This window comes from Bradyrhizobium sp. I71 (assembly GCF_022354745.1).
In the GTDB taxonomy this organism is placed as follows: Bacteria; Pseudomonadota; Alphaproteobacteria; order Rhizobiales; family Xanthobacteraceae; genus Bradyrhizobium; species Bradyrhizobium liaoningense.
In genome coordinates, this window is record NZ_CP059398.1 from 6,003,858 (window position 1) to 6,022,998 (window position 19,141).

Annotated in this window: 19 protein-coding genes; 8 read left to right on the forward strand and 11 right to left on the reverse strand. The window is 65.1% G+C overall.

Features of this window, described 5'->3' with window-relative positions:
- From FJV43_RS28745 to FJV43_RS28775, 7 genes are all read right to left on the reverse strand, one after another.
- Positions 1-465, reverse strand: coding sequence for a GFA family protein (locus FJV43_RS28745; protein WP_239622373.1), 465 nt, complete (start codon positions 463-465; stop codon positions 1-3).
- Positions 462-2,333: a methylmalonyl-CoA mutase family protein gene (locus tag FJV43_RS28750; RefSeq protein ID WP_239622374.1), complete on the reverse strand. Its 1,872-nt coding sequence runs from the start codon at positions 2,331-2,333 to the stop codon at positions 462-464. Before FJV43_RS28750 ends, FJV43_RS28745 begins: the two co-directional genes overlap by 4 nt.
- A gap of 81 nt (positions 2,334-2,414) precedes the next feature.
- Positions 2,415-2,906, reverse strand: coding sequence for a 2-amino-4-hydroxy-6-hydroxymethyldihydropteridine diphosphokinase (gene folK / locus FJV43_RS28755; protein ID WP_239622375.1), 492 nt, complete (start codon positions 2,904-2,906; stop codon positions 2,415-2,417).
- A gap of 1 nt (position 2,907) precedes the next feature.
- A complete protein-coding gene (folB, locus tag FJV43_RS28760) occupies positions 2,908-3,276 on the reverse strand; it encodes a dihydroneopterin aldolase (RefSeq protein WP_028176687.1) in 369 nt (122 codons plus the stop codon).
- Positions 3,273-4,133 carry a dihydropteroate synthase gene (folP, locus tag FJV43_RS28765; RefSeq protein ID WP_239622376.1) on the reverse strand — a complete coding sequence of 287 codons (861 nt, stop codon included), beginning with the start codon at positions 4,131-4,133 and terminating at the stop codon, positions 3,273-3,275. The genes folB and folP overlap by 4 nt, the downstream gene beginning before the upstream one ends.
- A 238-nt stretch (positions 4,134-4,371) precedes the next feature.
- Positions 4,372-4,779: a DUF4332 domain-containing protein gene (locus FJV43_RS28770; RefSeq protein ID WP_028176685.1), complete on the reverse strand. Its 408-nt coding sequence runs from the start codon at positions 4,777-4,779 to the stop codon at positions 4,372-4,374.
- A 25-nt stretch (positions 4,780-4,804) separates the two neighbouring features.
- Complete coding sequence (locus FJV43_RS28775; RefSeq protein WP_239622377.1) at positions 4,805-5,170, reverse strand: DUF2267 domain-containing protein; 366 nt, start codon at positions 5,168-5,170, stop codon at positions 4,805-4,807.
- 346 nt (positions 5,171-5,516) lie between these two features.
- Here FJV43_RS28775 and FJV43_RS28780 point away from each other — a divergent pair, with 346 nt between their 5' ends.
- The 3 genes from FJV43_RS28780 to FJV43_RS28790 all read left to right on the forward strand — a co-directional run bounded on the left by FJV43_RS28780 (position 5,517) and on the right by FJV43_RS28790 (position 10,049).
- Positions 5,517-7,145, forward strand: a complete 1,629-nt coding sequence (locus FJV43_RS28780; RefSeq protein WP_239622378.1) for a helicase HerA-like domain-containing protein — start codon at positions 5,517-5,519, stop codon at positions 7,143-7,145.
- Positions 7,146-7,301: 156 nt separating this feature from the next.
- Positions 7,302-8,630: a glycosyltransferase family 87 protein gene (locus tag FJV43_RS28785; protein WP_239622379.1), complete on the forward strand. Its 1,329-nt coding sequence runs from the start codon at positions 7,302-7,304 to the stop codon at positions 8,628-8,630.
- 24 nt (positions 8,631-8,654) lie between these two features.
- Positions 8,655-10,049 carry a M20/M25/M40 family metallo-hydrolase gene (locus FJV43_RS28790; RefSeq protein WP_239622380.1) on the forward strand — a complete coding sequence of 465 codons (1,395 nt, stop codon included), beginning with the start codon at positions 8,655-8,657 and terminating at the stop codon, positions 10,047-10,049.
- A gap of 405 nt (positions 10,050-10,454) precedes the next feature.
- Here the strand turns inward: FJV43_RS28790 and FJV43_RS28795 are convergent, their stop codons facing one another.
- Entirely contained in the window at positions 10,455-11,234 is a 780-nt protein-coding gene (locus FJV43_RS28795; RefSeq protein ID WP_239622381.1) for a class II aldolase/adducin family protein, read from the reverse strand.
- Positions 11,235-11,442: 208 nt separating this feature from the next.
- Positions 11,443-13,092 carry a glycosyltransferase family 39 protein gene (locus FJV43_RS28800; protein WP_239622382.1) on the reverse strand — a complete coding sequence of 550 codons (1,650 nt, stop codon included), beginning with the start codon at positions 13,090-13,092 and terminating at the stop codon, positions 11,443-11,445.
- A gap of 312 nt (positions 13,093-13,404) precedes the next feature.
- Between FJV43_RS28800 and FJV43_RS28805 the strand changes: the two genes are divergently transcribed.
- Both FJV43_RS28805 and FJV43_RS28810 read left to right on the forward strand, forming a co-directional pair.
- Positions 13,405-14,244, forward strand: coding sequence for a DUF308 domain-containing protein (locus FJV43_RS28805; RefSeq protein ID WP_239622383.1), 840 nt, complete (start codon positions 13,405-13,407; stop codon positions 14,242-14,244).
- 146 nt (positions 14,245-14,390) lie between these two features.
- Positions 14,391-14,807 (forward strand): MucR family transcriptional regulator, encoded by a 417-nt coding sequence (locus tag FJV43_RS28810; RefSeq protein ID WP_239622384.1) that lies wholly within the window; start codon positions 14,391-14,393, stop codon positions 14,805-14,807.
- Between the two features lie 4 nt (positions 14,808-14,811).
- On the opposite strand, the gene FJV43_RS28815 is transcribed toward FJV43_RS28810, so the two are convergent.
- Both FJV43_RS28815 and FJV43_RS28820 read right to left on the reverse strand, forming a co-directional pair.
- Positions 14,812-15,240 carry a SufE family protein gene (locus FJV43_RS28815; protein ID WP_239622385.1) on the reverse strand — a complete coding sequence of 143 codons (429 nt, stop codon included), beginning with the start codon at positions 15,238-15,240 and terminating at the stop codon, positions 14,812-14,814.
- Between the two features lie 67 nt (positions 15,241-15,307).
- Positions 15,308-15,751, reverse strand: coding sequence for a DUF5330 domain-containing protein (locus FJV43_RS28820; protein WP_239622386.1), 444 nt, complete (start codon positions 15,749-15,751; stop codon positions 15,308-15,310).
- 410 nt (positions 15,752-16,161) lie between these two features.
- Between FJV43_RS28820 and FJV43_RS28825 the strand changes: the two genes are divergently transcribed.
- From FJV43_RS28825 to FJV43_RS28835, 3 genes are all read left to right on the forward strand, one after another.
- Complete coding sequence (locus tag FJV43_RS28825) at positions 16,162-18,030, forward strand: ATP-binding protein (protein WP_239622387.1); 1,869 nt, start codon at positions 16,162-16,164, stop codon at positions 18,028-18,030.
- Positions 18,023-18,724 (forward strand): peptidoglycan-binding domain-containing protein, encoded by a 702-nt coding sequence (locus FJV43_RS28830; RefSeq protein WP_239622388.1) that lies wholly within the window; start codon positions 18,023-18,025, stop codon positions 18,722-18,724. Before FJV43_RS28825 ends, FJV43_RS28830 begins: the two co-directional genes overlap by 8 nt.
- 156 nt (positions 18,725-18,880) lie before the next feature.
- Complete coding sequence (locus FJV43_RS28835) at positions 18,881-19,093, forward strand: hypothetical protein (protein ID WP_239622389.1); 213 nt, start codon at positions 18,881-18,883, stop codon at positions 19,091-19,093.
- Positions 19,094-19,141 lie beyond the last annotated feature (48 nt).

A 19,141-nucleotide genomic window follows, 5' to 3' on the forward strand; every position in this document is an offset into this window, starting at 1 on the left:
TCAATCATGATCCGGATGCTGATGGCTGACGATGGTCGCCATCTTCTCCGGTCCGTAATTCTGCTGCGTGGTCTGGCTCGGCAGATTGGCGATGCCGACCACCCAGCCGAGGCGGGATTCGGTGCCGAACTGGCGCGTCGGGATCACGTGGTCGGGGCGGTCGAACGTGCCGGTCATGATCTCGATCCGGTCGCCGTCGATGCGGCCAAAGCTCAGCGGCGTGCCGCAGGCGGCACAAAAGCCGCGGTCGGCAATGGTGGAGGAGCGGAAGAACGAGGGCTGTCCCTTGGTCCAGGCGAAGTCCGTCTTGTTGATGTCGGCAAAGGAGGCGAAAGGCGCGCCGGCCGCCTTCTGGCACATCCGGCAATGGCAGATCGAAACCCTGGTCGGCGCCGTCATGACGGCAAAGCGCACCGCGCCGCATTGGCAGCCGCCGGTGAGAACGGGTTTGCTGGCGTCCGTCATGGCTGCTCAATCCGTCGATAGGCGTCTTGCAGCGTCGCAAGCGCATCGCCGCCGGCGAAGATAAAACCCGTGACGCCGGCGGCCCGCAGCGCCGCCTCGGCATCAGTCGGGCGGCCCGCCAGATAGATATGTCGGGCGCCGGCCGATTGCAGGGCCCGGGCGGCGGGTTCCGCCTGACCGGCATAGACCTTGTCGCTGGAACAAAGGCACGCAAGCTCCGCACCTGAAGCCTTGAACGCGGCTGCCAATTTGGCCGGATCGGCAAAGCCCTCGCTGTCCAGGGCCTCGATGCCGCCGGCCTCGAAGAAGCTCTTCGCGAAGGTGGCGCGCGCCGTAAAATCGGCGGGCGTGCCGAGATTGGCCAGGAACACCTTTGGCCGCGCGCCACGTGCCTTCAACGCCGCGTCGGATTTGTCGCGCAGCGCCTCGAACGGTTCCGCCAGCCGGATCGGCGGCAGCGCATCGAACTCGTATTTCTGTTCCCCGTAGGGCGGAAGCGCGATCGGCGTTGCCTTCAGCACGGTGGCTTCGCGCTCATGCAGGTTCGGAAACTCGCTGGCGCCGGTCAGCACGTCGCGGCGCTTTGCGATGTTGGCGTCGCGCGCCTTTCGCGTGGCCGCCACCTTGCTCTGGAACACGCCCTGCTGAAGTGCCGCGAAGGCACCACCGGCTTTCTCGCTTTCCTGAAACAGCGCCCAGGCGGCGTCGCAAAGCTGCGCCGTCAGCGTCTCGATGCCGCCTGCGCCTGCCGCGGGATCGCTGACCCTGGCGAGGTTGCTTTCTTCCAGCAAGAGAAGCTGCGTGTTGCGCGCCACGCGCCGCGCGAACGGATCGGGCAGGCCGAGCGCCAGCGTATGCGGCAGCACCGTGATCGCATTGGCGCCGGCGAGCCCGGCGGCGAACGTCGCCATGGTCGCGCGCAGCATGTTCACGTAAGGGTCGCGCTGCGTCAGCATGCGCCAGGCCGTGTCGGCGGCAATGAACAGCGGTTTCGGCGTCAGCCCGCAGGCCTGCTCGATGCGTGCCCACAGCAGCCGCAGCGCGCGGAATTTGGCCATGGTCAGGAACTGGTCGGCATCTGCAGCAAGCCGCGCATAGACCATGCCCTGCGCCTGCTCGAGGGGAATGCCGGCGCCTTCGATCGCGCGCAGATAAGCGACGCCGCAGGCAAGCACGAAGGCAAGCTCCTGCACCTCCGAGCCACCGGCATCATGGATCACGCGCCCGTCGGCGGGCGCAAACGGTCCCTTGAAGCCGAGCGCGGCAAGGCCCTTGATGGCGCCGGCGACGGCAGGAACGATCTCGTCCCAGGTATAGGGGCTGTGGCCCCACGCAGCGGCGGCCGCGAGCGGATCGAGGCCGAAGCGGATGTTGCAGGCCGCGGGATCGAACCCCTTGCTCTTGACATATTCCGCGACATGGATCGCGGCCATCCGCGATTGCGGGCCGATCTGAAGCTCGAGGCCGATGCCGGCGTCGAGATGAATGTCTTTCAGAACCTTTGCGACCGCATCCGCCGGAGGTTCCAGGCCGAAGCCATGGGCGCCGCTGCCGCCGGCGAACACCAGCGCGAGCCCCGTCGCGCCGTTCTCGAGGTCGGTGAGGGCCTGTGCATTCGCGAGCGCCGCGTCGGGATGGTCGATCCGCTGCACGATCTGCCACGGCGCAGCCGGCGGGCGTCCCGCCACGGGCGCAACGCCTTTGGCGCGCGGATAGAGCGGATCGATCTTGATGCCGTCATAGGTCTTGCCGACCAGCTTCTCGAACGGCGCGCCCTTCAGCACGCCGTCGACCAGCTTGCGCCAGTCCTCAGGCGTCGCCTTGGGAAAATCCGCCGCCAGCGGCAGGTCGTCAGTCACGGAGGTCATGCGGCGAGGGGCTCCCAAACGTCTCGTTGTTCTCAGGCGAAATTGCCACGGCAGACCGTCCCTGCAAACGGTTGTTTTTGGTTAACCGGTATCCGGAAGCCGCTCAATGCCTTGCGTGGAGACGCTGGCGAGGCCGTCACGCACACGAATGCCTGAGATCACGCGGTCGGGCGCGATCTCGGCCAGCGGCACCAGCACGAAGGCGCGCTCGAACAGGCGGGGATGCGGCAGCGTAAGGTCGGGCTTCTGCAAGCTGACGTCGTCATAGGCGATCATGTCGAGATCGAGCGTGCGCGGGCCCCAGCGTCGCTCCTTGGTTCGCACGCGGCCGAATTTCTGCTCGACTTTCTGCAGCACGAACAAGAGCGCGTGCGGATCGAGACCGGTCTCGATCTCGATGCAGGCGTTGATGAAGGGATCCTGGTCCTCGTCGCCCCAGGGTGGGGTGGCATAGTCCGAGGAGCGTGCGATCAGCGCGCCTTGCGCCATGCCGCAGATATGGGCGATCGCCTTGCCGAACGTCGCGCGGACATCGCCGACATTGCCGCCCAGCGCGATCAGCACGCTCGCCATCTCAGGGATGCCGCGAGCGCGTCAGCATGATGCCGACATCGTCGAAGATCGCGGCGATCGGCGCATGCGGCTTGTGCACCGTGATCTTCACGGCGCGGACGCGCGGGAAGTTCGACAGGATGGCGTCGGCCACCGCGCCGGCCGCGCGCTCCAGCAGCTTGTAATTGGTGTTCTTGAACGCCGCCGTCGTCGTCGCCACCACGTCGGCGTAGGACACCGTGTCCGCGAGCCGGTCGCTGCGCGACGGCTCGGACAGGTCGGTATAGAGTTCGAGATCGATGACGAAACGCTGGCCGACTTCGGTTTCGTGATCCATCACGCCGTGGCGGGCATGGATCGACAGGCCGGTGACGAAGATCGTATCGGTCATTGCTTGCTCTCGATTGCATGCGCCACCCGCAGGGCCTGCAAGGTTTCGCCGACGTCATGGGTCCGGATGATCTTCGCGCCGCGCTGCGCGGCGATCAGATGGGCCGCGATCGAGCCGGCGAGCCGCTCCGATGGTTCCGACGGCGACACCGAGGCGATGAAGCGCTTGCGCGAGGCGCCGACCAGGATCGGCAAGCCGAACATGTCGAGTTCGCGTAAGCGCGCCAACGCGGTCATGCTCTGCTCGGCCGTCTTGCCGAAGCCGATGCCGGGATCGAGCACGATCTTGTCGCGTACGATGCCGGCCTGCGCGGCGATATCGAGCGAGCGCCGAAAGAACGCCTGCATGTCCGCAAGGATATCGATCGCGGGATCGACGCTGTCGCGGTTGTGCATGGCGACGACGGGAACGCCTCTTGCGGCGATCAGCGGCGCCATGTCGGGATCGCGTTGCAGGCCCCAGACATCGTTGGCGATCACCGCGCCCTGGTCGAGCGCGAAGGCCACCACTTTCGCCTTCATGCTGTCGATCGAGACCGGCACGCCGAGCGCCACCACGTCGGCCAGCACCGGCTTTAATCGCGCCAATTCGTCTTCCGCGGTGACCGGCCGGGCGCCCTTGTAGGGCCGGGTGGATTCGGCGCCGATATCGATGATGTCGACGCCATCGGCGATCATCGCCCGCGCCCGCTCCAGCGCCCGCGCGGGCGCGATGAACGCGCCGCCATCGGAGAAGGAATCCGGCGTGATGTTGAGCACGCCCATCACCGCGGGAAGAGGCCGTTTCAGCAGCGTCCGCAGCGCATCAGGCCCGGCCGAGCCGGCCGGCGGGACGGAAGGGGAGAGCGAGGCGTTCATGCGGCCCGCTTTGCGCGGTCGGGCAGGGGGAGTCAAGACGGGATGGGGTGGAGGAGCACCGCTCTAGCACCGTCACCCCGGCGCAACGGCGAAGCCGTTGTCGCTGGAGGTGGCCGCTTCTTAGCGGCCCTCGAAGGGCGACGGCCCGGCGCTCTCCGTGCGGATGCGGCGGTGGCCGTGCATCCTTCGAGGCTCGCCGAAGAGGCGAGCACCTCAGGATGACGGAGAGGGAAGTGGGCTAATACGTGATCTTCGGCGGCAGCTTCTTGGCCTTGGCGATGATGTCGCCGACCGACTTCTCGGAAGGCAGGATGCGGACGAGCTTCTTCTTCTCGTTGGCTTCGCGCATGCTCTGGGCAAGCCTTGCGGGATTTCGATAGGCGAGCTCGCGCACCGTGGTGACGCCGGCGGCGCGGACCAGGCCGACCTTGGCCTTGCCCATGCCGGGAATGCGCATGTAGTCGGAGACGTTGGCCCATTCCAGCAGCGACTGCTCGCTGATGCCCGTCTTGGCGGAAAGCGCCTTGCGGCCCTTCACGGTCGAGGCCGCCTCGAGCAGCGCGTCGGTGGTGCGGATTCCTTGCGCCTTCAACTTGTTGGCCGCAAAGGTCGACAGGCCCTCAATCTCGGAGATTGGATATGTCATGACACTCGATGTGAAATGCGTGGCTTCAGGCGAATTGGCTGAGGCCCGGAGTCCCAGCGATGATCTTGCCCATCTGATCCGCTCCGATTTTGTCTCGCCCGTAGCGGAAAAGTTCACGGGCGACCTTTTGAATATCGGACATGCCGAGTCCCAGGCCCATCAGGCGCGTGCCGACCGCCATCAAGCCGCCACCCATCAACCGCGACAGGCCGCCGCCGCTCCTGGACGCCTCGATTGCAGCTTCCGCTCCTGGGATCTGGTCGATCAGGGCCTGCACGCTCTCGGAAGGACCCTCGCTGCGGAGGAAGCCCAGGATAATGCCGACGGTCTTTTCAGCGACAGCACCATCTATGCCGGCGCTTGCCGCCAGCCGTCCGATCAGCTCGTCCATAAGGCCCCTCAGCCGGTTTGCACGCCGGAGTATTGCTTTCGAAAATTGATCTTGAGCCGGTGTGATGTGAAATTCAAGCGATGAACGCACGCGCGGTCGCGATTCATCCTCGAACGCGAGAAAAGTGTTGCAGCCGTGCACGAGCCGAGATCGAATCGGCAAAAAATTGCCGCGCTGCGAATACCTCGTTCCTACTTTCGGCTGATGTTGTCCATTCGTGTCCGACAATGTCGCATGCTCGGGGCGCGTGGAACGGTTTTAATCGGTACGCGACATGCGTTAAACTACGGAACTGGTGCACTTGAGTTTCAACACGCGAAACTCGGCAGAGAGATCAGAGAGAATAATGACCGCACAGGACAGCAAGCTCGGCGATACCGACGACAAGATTTTCGTCGGCAAGGGAAACGAGCAGGCATGGCTGACGCTGGCCCTCGCCAATCGCCACGGCCTCGTCACGGGTGCAACCGGAACCGGCAAGACCGTGTCGCTTCAAGTGATGGCGGAAGGATTTGCGCGCGCCGGTGTTCCTGTATTCGCGGCCGACATCAAGGGCGACCTGTCTGGGATCTCGGAAGTCGGCGACGCCAAGGACTTCATCCTCAAGCGCGCGGGCGAGATAGGCCTCAAATTTCAGCCGGACCAGTTCTCGACCGTGTTCTGGGACGTGTTCGGCGAGCAGGGCCACCCCGTGCGCGCCACCGTCACCGAAATGGGGCCGTTGCTGTTGGCGCGGATGCTCGACCTGAACGACGTGCAGGAAGGCGTTCTCAATGTCGCATTCCGTGTTGCCGACGAGAATGGTCTGCCATTGTTGGATATGAAGGATCTGCGGTCGCTGTTGGATGCGATCGTTCCCGCCAGCGGCAAGAAGGCAGCGGATGCCGAGGAAGATCCATTTGCCGAGATCCGCAAGGCCGCGCAGAGCTTCGGCAATGTCAGCAAGGCGACGGTTGGAACCATTCAACGCCAGCTCCTGGTGCTGGAAAACCAGGGCGGAACGAAATTCTTCGGTGAGCCGGCACTGGAGCTGAAGGATTTCATGAAGACCGATAGCGACGGTCGCGGCATCGTCAACATTCTGGTTGCCGACAAGCTGATGGAGAGCCCCAGGCTCTACGCTACCTTCCTGTTGTGGTTGCTGTCGGAGTTGTTTGAGGAACTGCCTGAAGCCGGCGATCTGCCGAAGCCGAAGCTGGTGTTCTTTTTCGACGAGGCGCATCTGCTGTTCAACGATGCGCCGAAGGCACTGATGGACAAGATCGAGCAGGTGGTTCGTCTGATCCGTTCCAAGGGCGTCGGCGTCTATTTCGTCACGCAGAATCCGATCGATGTGCCGGACAAGGTGTTGGCCCAGTTGGGCGGTCGCGTGCAGCATGCGCTGCGCGCCTTCACGCCGCGCGACCAGAAGGCGGTCGCCGCTGCGGCGCAGACCTTCCGGCCCAACCCGAAGCTCGACACGGCCAAGGTGATCACGGAGCTCGGCAAGGGCGAGGCGCTGGTGTCCTTCCTCGAGGGCAACGGCACGCCTTCGATGGTGGAGCGGGTGATGATCCGGCCGCCGTCGGCCCGCATCGGACCGATCACGCCCGAGGAGCGCAAGGCGATCATGAGCAGGAGCCCAGTGAAGGGCAAATACGATACCGCGGTGGATCGAGAGTCCGCCAGTGAGATGCTGCAGAAGCGCGTGGCCGGCACGGCTGCGCATGCGGACGCACAAAATGGTGGAGCCGGCGCAGGCGGCGGCATCCTGGGCCAGATCGGCTCGATCGTCGGCACCATCTTCGGCACCAACGTCAAGCGAGGCCGTCTGTCGACCGGCCAGGTCATTGCGCGGGACGTGACACGATCGGTCACCAATCAGGTGATCGGCGGTATGGCCGCCAATATCGGCAAGTCCGTCGGCGGCCAGCTCGGCGGCTCCATTGGCCGCACGCTGGTCCGCGGCGCGCTCGGTGGATTGCTGCGGCGGTAGGCAGGACGCCCGACGGGAAGGCAATTCGTCCGCCGAGCTCATCGATCTGTCCCTCGATCGAGGCGGCGAACGTCGCACACATTCAGGTGAGGGGGCTCTCCAAGCCCCTGCGGGTCTGCTACGTCCTGTTTCGTCGCCGCACCGGACCCCCGCCCCGTGACCCCGCCCGCCCCCTTAGCCAAGCCTGATGCGCCGAGACGTCTGTCGCCGCGTGCGCCGCTGGATCTGCTTTTTCTGTTCTGCTGCGTCCTCCTGACGGCTGACGTGCTCGTCCCCGAGATTTTCGGCCACGGCAAGACCAAGGACTACGTGCTCTGGTACTGGGCCGGACAGCAGGTCTTGCAGGATGGGCCGCTCTATCCTGCTACGGCCCGCGACTATTTCGACTTCATCTATCCACCGCTCCCCGCGATCCTGCTGGCGATCCCGAGCTGGTTCGGCAAGATCCCGCTCTATGTCGTCCTGTCGATCTTGAATGCTGTGGCGTGGTGGTACACCGGGACGCTCTCCCAAGTCATGGCCGGCTCGCACCGCAAGCCTGGCCGCTGGCTGGAAGCGCTGCCGGTCCTGGTCACCGTGGCCTTCGTGTTCGACATGTTCGATCTGGGCCAGCCGAATCTCGTCCTGCTCGCGATGATGCTCTATGGCTTCTGGAGCCTGCGGCATCAGCGGCCGTGGCTCGCCGGCTTCTTGTTCGCGCTCGCCGCCGCCATCAAGGTGTTTCCGATCGCTGTGCTGCCCTATCTGCTCTGGCGGCGGAAGTGGGCCGCCCTCGTCAGCACGATCGCCTTCACCGGCATCCTGCTCTATGTCGTGCCGGCGCCGATCCGCGGTTTCGAGCGCAACGCGGCCGAGCTTGCGGTCTGGTATCAGGGCATGGTCGGGACGAGCTCGGAAAAGGGCTTCGGCCAGCGCGCGGAGCAGAACTGGTCATGGGTCAACCAGTCCCTCATTGCCGTCACGCATCGCCTGGTCCGTCCGATCAACTACAATCAGGATGATCGCAACAAGCCGCCGCGGACGATGAACGTCATCGACGTCGATTACAGGACGGCGAACTGGATCGTGCTGGCGCTGTCGGCACTGCTCGGGCTCGGCTTCGTCGCGATCATGCCGCGGGAGGCGCAGCGGACCGAGCGCTCGGACGCCGAGGAGCTCGGCATCCTGTTTTGCCTGATGACGGTGGCCTCGCCGCTGGCGCGGCAATACTACTTCATGTGGCTGTTCTTCCCGATGACGGTGCTGATGCATCGCGCCGCCTTCGACGCGCGGGCGCATGTGCGCCTGGGAACCTGGCTCGCCCTGGGCGCCGCGGGCATCCTCATGCTGCTGTCGCTGCCGTGGTTTCCCAAGGTCATCCAGGCCTGTGGCAACAACCTCGCTGCGACGGCCGTCCTCGCAGGGTGTCTCGCCTGGCACATCCGGCATCCGGCGGTTGCGGCTGGCCCCCAGGCCGCGGCGGCGTTAAAAGCGCAGACACCTTGAGATCCCGCAATCAGGAACACGACAATGTCCAACACGCAGCTTCAATCCGTGCTCGACCACATCGACAAGGATTTCGACAACAGCCTGGAGCGCCTGTTCTCGTTGTTGCGGATCAAGTCGATCTCGGCCGATCCGGCCTTCGCGGATGATTGCAAGGCTGCGGCCGAGCATCTTGCCAAGGACATCGCCAGCTTCGGTGTCGCGACCGAGGTGAGGTCGACCGCGGGCCATCCCGCCGTCGTCGGCAGGACCGGAGCGGGCGGGCGGCCGCACGTGCTGTTCTACGGCCATTACGACGTGCAGCCGGTCGATCCGCTCGATCTCTGGCACCGTCCGCCGTTCGAGCCCGTCGTCGCGGATCATGCCGACGGCCGCAAGATCATCGTCGCGCGAGGCGCCGAGGACGACAAGGGACAGGTGATGACCTTCGTCGAGGCCTGCCGCGCCTGGAAGAAGGTGACGGGCTCGCTGCCGGTCGACGTCACCTTCCTGATCGAAGGCGAGGAGGAGGTCGGCTCGAAGAATTTCGTGCCCTTCATCGAGGCCAACAAGCACGAGTTCAAGGCAGACTACGTGCTGGTCTGCGACACCGGCATGTGGGACTCCAATACGCCGGCGATCACGACCTCGCTGCGCGGGCTGCTGTATGAAGAGCTGAAGATCACCGCAGCCAATCGCGATTTGCATTCCGGCGTGTTCGGCGGCACCGCGATGAACCCGATCCGGGTGCTCACGAGAATACTGGGCGGCCTGTTCGACGACGACAACCGCATCACCATTCCCGGCTTCTATGATGGCGTGAAGGACACGCCGCCCGACGTCCTGGAGCAGTGGAAGAAGCTCGATTTCACCCCCGAGACCTTCCTCAAGCCGGTCGGGCTGTCGCTCCCGGCTGGCGAGAAGGGCAGGCTCCTGGTCGAGCAGGCCTCGACGCGTCCGACCTGCGACGTCAACGGCATCTGGGGCGGCTATATCGGCGAAGGCTCCAAGACCGTGATCCCGTCACATGCTTCGGCCAAGGTGTCGTTCCGCCTCGTGCAGGGCCAGGATCCTGCGAAAATCCGCAAGGCCTTCCGCGACTACGTATCGGCGCGCATTCCCGGCGACTGCAAGGTCGAGTTCGGCGACCATTCCGCCGCGCCTGCGGTCGCGCTCGACTGGACCATGAAGCCGCTCGCCGCCGCCAGCAAGGCGCTGGCCGAGGAGTGGGGCAAGCAGACCGTGCTGATGGGCTCGGGCGCCTCGATTCCAATCGTCGCCGACTTCAAGCGCACGTTGGGCCTCGACTCGCTGCTGGTGGGCTTTGGCCTCGACGACGACAATATCCACTCGCCGAACGAGAAATACGACCTGCGCAGCTTCCAGAAGGGCATCCGCTCCTGGGCCCGCATCCTCGCCGCGCTGGCGGAGGTGAAATAGGCGCGGTGCCGGAGGGTGGGCAAAGGCGCAAAGCGCCGTGCCCACGATCTCTCCTTGGATCGATAGAAGTGTCGCGCACGCTTCCGCCGTCGCTCGTCGAGCTATGGCGGACAAGTCGCTCTGCCCAGACTGCGAAACTTGCAACGACCGAACTGCGCCTCCCGTCATCCTGAGGTGCGAGCCGTGGAGCGCAACGCGCTTCACGGTGAGCCTCGAAGGATGTACGGCCCTGATGCAGCCGGGCCATCGCCCTTCGAGGCTCGCCGAAGAGGCGAGCACCTCAGGGTGACGGTGATGTATTGTGACGAACGGTCCAAACAAAAACGCCGCCCGGGATTGGGCGGCGTTTCATTCCAAAAGGCGTAGAGGTTAGTTGAGAACACCTACGCCAAATTCGTGAAAATCTCAAGTCCGATAGCCCGGAAGCTCACGGTCGAGCTTGCGGAGCAAGGGCGGCCACACGAGGTTGGTCGCGCGCAGCTCGGCGCGGTCGCGGTTCGACAGCAGCTCGGTGTTCTTGTCGATCGCGATGTCGTCGACCGGATAGACCGGCGTGCCCAGCGCGCGCGTGCGCACCTGCATCGAGCAGGCGCGCTCGAGGTGATACATGCGCTCGAAGGCGGAGGCGACCGAGCGGCCGACCGTGAGCGTGCCGTGGTTGCGCAGGAGCATGTGGTTGTGGTCGCCGAGATCCTTCTGCAGCCGCGGCCGCTCGTCGTGGTCGAGCGCAATGCCTTCATAGTCGTGATAGGCGAGGTCGTGGGTGACGAGCTGGGCAGTCTGGTTCAGCGGCAACAGGCCTTCGGCGCTGCTCGACACCGCAGTGCCGTCGAGCGTGTGGAGATGCAGCACGCAGATCGCGTCCTCGCGCACCTCGTGGATCGCCGAATGGATGGTGAAGCCGGCCGGGTTGATGCTGTATTCGCTCTCGGAGAGCTGGTTGCCGTGCAGGTCGACCTTGACGAGGCTCGAGGCCGTGATTTCCTCGAACATCAGTCCGTAAGGGTTGATGAGGAAGTGATGGTCGGGGCCGGGCACGCGCGCGGAGATGTGGGTGTCGACCAGATCGTCCCAGCCGTACAGCGCGACGAGGCGATAGCAGGCGGCGAGATTGACCCGTTGCTGCCACTCCGCCTCCGTCATGTTCGACGGCACTTCCCTGAGGCGCGCTTCCGCTGGCGACATGGCTGGTCTCTCCGAAACATCGTTGTTGCGGGGCGCAAACCTAGTCTTGCTGCGGGCTGGCAGCAAGACGGCCAAAAGCGCGGCAGTTCAGCGTAGCCCGCATGAGCGCAAGGGATAGGCGGGGCTGCCCCGAAGGTCCCGGATGTGTGGCGCTCATCCAGGCCACGACTGCGTTTTTCTTGTGCAGCCCAGAGACCGCGGAAAGAATTTATGGCGCCGGGATCGACAGCAGGCTGGAGATGCCGCGGCCGCGGATGTCGTAGACGCGGGCGAACACCACGTCGTCGCGCTTGATCTCGACCATGACGGGCGCGGTGAGGCCCTTGCAGTAGAACTCGCCGAGCGTCATGGCGAAATCGGCCGCGTTGGAATCCCAGCCGATGGTGAAGTCGGGCCCGAGCGCGACCTGGGCCGGGCGTTGCGGACCGCACACGGCGACCTTCCATTTGCGATTGCTGGGCGGCACTTCCTGGCGCTCGACGAGCTGCTCGCGCAATTCGTCGGAGGCCTGCTTCAAGGCGAGCCCCCAATAGTCCAGCATGAAGCGGTCGTCGGCGCCGCGAACGGTCCCGGCGATGTGGTTGAAATGCGTGTATTGGTAGGGATGCAGCCGGATCATCTCGGCGAGCGACAGCGCGAGGCCGAAGCAGAAGGTGGCGAGCACGACCGGCTGCCAGGTGCGGTGATTGGCGCGCAGGCGCTCCATGGCCCAGGCGAACGCGACGCCGCCGAGCACCGCCATCGGCGGGATCACGAAGACGAAATGACGGATGCCGTTGTACAGCGCCGGGCGCTTCACCATCGCGATCGCGAGCGGCAGGGTCGCAGCCAGCGTCAGCATCAAGAGGATGGTCTTGCGGCGCGCCGGAACCCCGCGTCGCGGCAGCATGGCGAAGGTGCTGAACACGGCGCCGGCCGTCAGCACCAGCATGACCTCCGGCAGCTGCAGTGCGAACAGCGTCGGCAGATAGGACCAGGGCATGTCGGGCACCGACACGATCGCGCCGTCGAACATCTCCTTCCACGGCTTCTCGAAAAAATGCGAGAAGTAGGTCAGCGCGTCGAAGGGATTGCCGGGCTCCATGATCGACCACGGCCAGATCAGGCCCATCACGAGATAGCCGAGCACGAGGCCGGGCAGCAGCACATAGACGACATGGGCAAAGCGGCGGACCGACTCGCGCAAACCCTCAGTGCGCAGTTCCTCCAGGAGCAGCGGTATGAAGCCGACCACGGCGTAGACGAGTGCGAGCCCGCCGAGAATGCGGCAGCCCAGCGATAGGCCGGCACCCAGGCCGACGATGAGGACCGTGCGCGGCGACGGCCGCGGATATTCCTCGGCGAGACGGACGAGGCCGAGCATCAGGATGATCATGGCCACCGCGAAGGGCGCATCCTTCGGGTTCATGAACATGTGGCCGTAGAAGATCGGGCAGAGCGCGAGCAGCAGGAGCGAGGCAAGACCCGCAAGAGGTCCGCCGATGCGGCGGCCGAGCCGCCACGTCACCGCAAGGCCGATCACGCCGACGATGGCGCCGACCAGGCGGCGCGTCTCGAACAATTCGAGCGGGATGACCTTGTGCAGGAGGGCCGCGACCATGTCGAAGCCGCCGCCATACATGTAGAGATTGGCGAAGGAGAGCGCCGCGGTGTCCTTGAAGCCGGAACCGAACATGCGCAGCAGCAGGTCGGCGTATTCAGCGTGGGTGTAGTCGTCCCAGCCGAGCCCGTAGTCGCGGAACGTCAAGCCTGCGATGACGGCGACCGCAGCCAGCACCAGCATGGCGAGATCGTCGCAAGTCCGCTCGACCGAGCGCCGCAGGGGCGTGTCGATCACCGAAGTCGTGATGGATGTCATAGCGGTCGGTGCCCCGGGATCCCCTCTTGGCCCTGCCGGTGCGCGCGGGCCTGCTCCCCGGACTCCCTATAGCGCAGTTCCATTACCAAGTAATTGGGCATTATGGCTAAAATCCTGATGCGACGCAGCAATTCCCGTTCCTCGGAGGACCCCTGAGCAGTACCGAGCCGGAGCTGAAGGGAATGTGAATAAGTCCCTGATTTCCTTCCCTTTAGGAACACCGCCTACAATTGGCCGTTGGCGTGGAACATCGTATGACGGTATCGTGGCGTAGCGGTTGTCGCGTGTGGATGCGCGGCCGGGGGTGAGTCGATGAACTTGGCATTGTTGATCGTGGGGATTTGCGCCTTCCTGGCGGGTCTCCTTGCGATCATTTTCGGCCTGACGATCAGGGAATTCAGCCTCGGAGGAACTCTCATAATCTCCGGCGCCATCGGCGTCTGCTCCGGAATGTTACTGGTCGGCCTGTATCTCGTGCTGCTCGAGCTCAAGGGCATCGCGCGCCGGCTGGCCGCCGCGATCGCGCCGTTCGATGTTCGGGTCAGGCCCGTGCTGCCGGGCCTCGCCGTATCAGGCATGGTCACGTCCGAGCCGGCGCCGCCGCCACCACCGTCCGCAGGCCCGCGGCCGTGGCAGAGCGAAGCTGCCGCGCGCGAGCGTCCGCGGGTCGAGGGACCGCAGGAGGCGGAAGCTCCTGCGCCGCCACCCGCCCCGGAAGCGCCGCGCCGGCGCAACCTGCTGTTCACCTCGACCTCGCGCAAGGAGCGCGAGCGCGCGGAGAAGGGCACCGAAGGCGCGGCGTCGCAGCTGCCTGCGGAGGAGCCCGGTGAGGCGCCGGACCATCCGCCCGCGAGCTTTGACGTGGCCTGGCCGAAGCCGGATCGTATGCGCCCGCAGGAGCCGCCGGCTCCTCCCCCGCGCCGTCCGCCGCCGCGTTCCCCCTCGACCTTTGCGGAGGGCGCCCCACCGCCTGCACCCGAGCCGCCACCACCCGTCGAGCCGGCACCCGTGACCGTGCTCAAATCCGGCGTCGTCGACGGCATGGCCTATTCGCTCTATTCCGACGGCTCGATCGAGGCGCAGATGCCGGAAGGCATGATGCGCTTTGCCTCGATCGACGAGCTCCGCGCCCATCTCGACCAGCGCGGTTGAGGCTGCCGCGCGTAAGTAAAGCAGCGCCGTTCACCAGTAATCAGCGCATCATCGTCCGTTATCTTATTTCAGCCGAACGTATTGTTGACATGGAATACTCTGGCGTCGTCAATCCCGTGAGACGCAAGGTGGAGGGAGGGCGGCCGATGTCGGACGCGGGGGCCAGGAATTTCATCGAGCTGACGGCAAGCATCGTGTCGGCCTATCTCAGCAACAATCCGACGCCGGCGGCTGAGATTCCGAACCTGATCAGCCAGGTGCATGCCGCTCTGGTGCGGGTGTCGTCGGGCCGCACCGAGGCGGCGCCGCTCGAGCCCGCCAAGCCGGCCGTGTCGCTGAAGAAGTCGATCGCGCCCGATTATCTGGTCTGTCTGGAAGACGGCAAGCGCTTCAAGTCGCTGAAGCGCCATTTGCGCACGCAGTACAACATGACGCCGGAACAATACCGCGAGAAGTGGGGCTTGCCGGCCGACTATCCCATGGTCGCCCCGAACTATGCGGTGGCGCGCTCGCAGCTTGCCAAGCAGATGGGCCTCGGACAGCAGCAGCGAAAGCGGAAGTGATTTCCTACGTCGCTTCCGCGAGCGCCGCTTTCGCGTCTCTCTTGATGCGCTCGACCATCGAGCGCAGGCCATTGGAGCGCTGCGGCGTCAGATGATCGCGAAAGCCGAACTCGTTGAACACGGCGATCGCGTCGGTATCGAGGATCTGCTGCGGCGTGCGACCCGAATAGAGCGCAAGCACGATCGCGACCAGCCCGCGCACGATATGCGCGTCGCTGTCGCCGCGATATCTCAGGATCGGTTCGCCATTGCTGCGGTCGACCAGCTTCTGGAGCCAGACCTGGCTGACGCAGCCCTGCACCTTGTTGGCGGCGGAGTGTTCCGCCTCCGGCATCGGTTCCAGGGTGCGGCCGAGCTCGATGACATACCGGTAGCGGTCGTCCCACTCGTCCAGAAGCTCGAAATTGTCCCTGATTTCGTCGATCGTCGTCATGCTGGCCCGTGTTCGTGTTCAGGCCAATATAAGGTCGCGAAGCCGTGAAATCGATAGGGTTCGGCCGCTATTTCGCTGGTCCTGGTCCGCGCCATTCGAGCGCAAGGTCGTCCTGGGTCAGGGTATCGCGCGGCGCCTCGCTTGCGGCACTGTCGCCTTCGCCGGCCATGGCGATCGAGCCGGTATGGTCGGGCGCCTTCTTGTCGGTCTTGTCGGTCTTCTCGTTCTTGTCGTTGGTGATCTGCTCTTTCTTGTCGTTGATGATCTGGTAGAGCTTCTTGGCGCCGTCCTGGGCCCGCTGGCCGATGATGGTCGCGGCCTGTCCGCCGACCTCGCAGGCGGCCGGCTGGCGCTTGCAGAAATGGGTCATGTCGGAGACGGCCGCAGTCGCAGCCTGCACCGCGTCGGCGGCGCCGATCTGCGGCAGCTTCTCCGATTCGGGCGTCTTGTCCCGCGGCAGGAGCACCAGCACCAGCCCGAGCCAGAATGTGATGCGAAGCAGAAAGCGCATCTTGCGACCTGTCCGTTGGATTCCGCCCGCGGCGATCTCCGCGGAAGTCGGACCTAGCAACTCTCGATAAATCGCAAGTGATTGCCTTGAGCTTAATTCGCGGAAAATTTGCGCAGGATTCTTCGAAGCCGACGGTGTCGTAAATTTTCGATTGACGCCCGCGCCCGTGATTCCGCCGGCTGCCCGCATCCACCAATTCGAAACCATGCGGAGGAAGGTGAAACCCTGTGTTCACCATCCTGACCGAAGACGTCGCCAAATCGTCTAAAAAGCTTCGCGATCGCGCGGTGTCCGGCCGCACGCGGCGTCGCCTTAGCACTCGTTTAAGGTCGCTCTGACACGGTGGCTCAACGACAAGGAGGCGTTCCGGCGCGTCTTCCAAGAGACGATTGAGCCGAAGCGCGAGACCCGTGACAGTTTTGAGTATCATCCGCGATTGTCTCGATGCGCTGCTGCATCCCTCCGCGCGCTACGATGCGCTGATGCGAGCGCGCCATCGTGCCTTCATGGCGCCGCGGCTGCTCGGCAGCCTGGCCGCCTTTGCCGCATTCCCGGTTTATCTCGCCATGCGCGGTGCGCCGAGCGCGGTCGAGGTCGCGGCCTTTGCCTGGCTGATCGCGCCCATCATGCTGGCCTGGTTCCTGTCGCGCACCGGACGCTACGAAGGCGCGCATGTGCTGTCGTCGCTGGCGCTCGCCGGCCTGATCATGGCGGTCGCGGTCACGACGGGCGGCATCCAATCATTCGCCGCGGTCTGGCTGATCGTGGTTCCACTCGAAGCTGCGCTGTCGGCCTCGCGCCGCGTCGCGGCCTTTGCCTCGCTGCTCGCGCTGTCCTGCGCCGGGATGCTGATCCTGATCAGCCAGCTCGGTTGGCTGCCGGTGGAGGAGCCGAGCGCGGCCGAGCGCGGCGTGCTGATGGCCTTCGGCATCGCGTCTGCGACTCTCTATGCCGCAGGGCTCGCCTTCGGCGCGGAATCGCTCGCGCGCACCAGTGTCGCGCTCTTGTCGCGCGAGGAGGAGCGTTACCGCCTGCTCGCGCGCAACATGAGCGACGTGATTTCGCGGCATCAGCGTAACGGCGCCGTGCAGTTCATCTCGCCGGCGGTGGAGGCCATGCTCGGCCTGCAAGTGGCGCAACTGCTCGGCCACGGCCTGTTCGACCGCGTCCATGTCGCCGATCGGCCAGCCTATCTCACCGCTCTGTCGGATGCGGCGCGCGGCGATGTCGCAAGCGTCGAGTTCCGGCTGCGGCGGGAGCCCGTTGGTTCCGAGCGCGGTGAGGTCGATTTCATCTGGGTCGAGATGCGCTGCCGCCCGCTCGACCTGGATCTCGGCCGCCAGGATACCGATCGTGACACAACCCGCGAAGCCGAAGTCGTCGCGGTGATGCGTGACGTCACCGACCGCAAGCTTTTCGAGCAGGCGCTGGATCAGGCGCGCAGCGCCGCCGAGACGGCCGATGCCGCCAAGACCCGCTTCCTCGCCACCATGAGCCATGAGCTGCGCACGCCGCTCAACGCCATCATCGGCTTCTCCGAGATGATCGCGCAGGAGCAGAGCCTGATGCTGGGGGCGGCCCAGCGCAAGGAATATGCCCAGCTCATCAACGATTCCGGCCAGCATCTGCTGTCGGTCGTCAACGGCATCCTGGACATGTCGAAGATGGAGTCGGGCAATTTCGAGATTGCCTCCGAGCCGTTCGCACCGCGCGCCTCGCTGCTCCATTGCTGCAATCTGCTGGCGCTGAAGGCGCGGGAGAACGGCATCGACCTGATCACCGACGCGCCGCAGGACCTGCCCGTCATGACCGGCGATCCCAGGGCCTTCAAGCAGATCGTGCTCAACCTCGTCGCCAATGCGATCAAGTTCACCGAGCGCGGCGGCCAGGTCTCCGTATCAGCCGCGGTGTCGGGTTCGCAGCTGACGCTGCGCGTCAGCGACACCGGCGTCGGCATCGCGCCCGACGATCTCAAGCGCATCGGCGCGCCGTTCTTCCAGGCCGGCAGGACCTATCAGCGCCGTCACGAAGGCACCGGTCTTGGACTTTCGATCGTCAAGAGTCTCGTGGCGTTGCATCTCGGCGAATTGACGGTACAAAGCAGGTTGGGAGAGGGCACCGCCGTCACCGTCAAGCTGCCGCTCGTCTACACGCCGCCGCAAGTCAGGCCGGCCGAGGGCAAGATCGCGACGCTGACGCCGGTGCTGCGCCAGGACCTTCACGACCAAACTCACGACCAGCCTCAGGACCAACCCGCTCTGGTGAAGAAAAGTGCCTAGGAAGTCTGCAAAGGACGAAGCCGCTCCGCGCCGTCGTGGCGCCAAAGCCGCGGTCGTCGATGTCGAGACCGAGCGCAACCTCGTGCTGCGCGTGCTGCTGCACAGCCCCAAGGATACGCTGGCCGGCCTCGTCGCCGCCGCCGCGATCAGTGCGATCGTTGCCAATGCGCTGTTCCTCCAGACCGGCCGGCATCCAGCGCCGATGTTCGGCACGGTGATCAATCTTCCCGCGCCGTCGTCCGTGCCGCTGGCAAACCCGTTGCCGCGTCCGCGCCCCGTCGGCGCCGATAGCTCGCCGCTCGAGCCGCGTGCGACGGAGTTCCGCGTCGAGCCCAAACCTGCCGAGCGTGCCGTCGAGAAGGCGCCCGAAAAGCCCGTCGAGGCAACCGCCTCGACGCGCGCGAGCGATCCGATGACGAACCTGGTCAAGTCGACGACCTCGGCGCCGCCCTCGGCCCTGCGTCCGCCGGCGCCGATTCCGGCGCAAAGCCCGGCCGCGCGGCGTATCGCCGGCGTGCAGCGCGCGCTGTCCGAATATGGCTACGGCAATCTGAAGATCACGGGCACGATGGGCGGCGAGACCCAGTCCGCGATCCAGAAGTTCGAGCGCGAGCACAAAATGCCGGTCACCGGGCAGGTCTCCGATCGGCTGTTGCGCGAGCTCGGCGCCGCGATCGGCCATCCCGTCGAGTAGCCGTACCGCCTGTCATTGACGCCGATCAATTCCGCATATCGCGCGTCCGCACATCAGCTCGGCGTCCGCGGGCGCGGGATTTGCTGGGGATCAATGACGGCCGGCGGCTTCGGGGTACATGATCGCTCATCCTCATCAGGGAAGAGAGAGGTCGTCATGTTCAAGGTTTCGATTCTGGTCTGGATCATGTTGGGAACCACGTTGGCTGGAGTCAGTCTGATCGTGGTGCTGATGGTGCCGAGCCTTGCGGCGGATGCCATCAAGAACATTCCCTACGCCGTGGCCGTGGGATTCGCGCTGGCGATGCCGCTGTCATATTTCGTCGCGACCCAGATTCGCGGCGGCCAGGAGAGCACGCGCAGGGCGTGAGATGGACGAAGTGAGGCTGGCGTGAGACCTCGCGCTGGCCTATCGTCG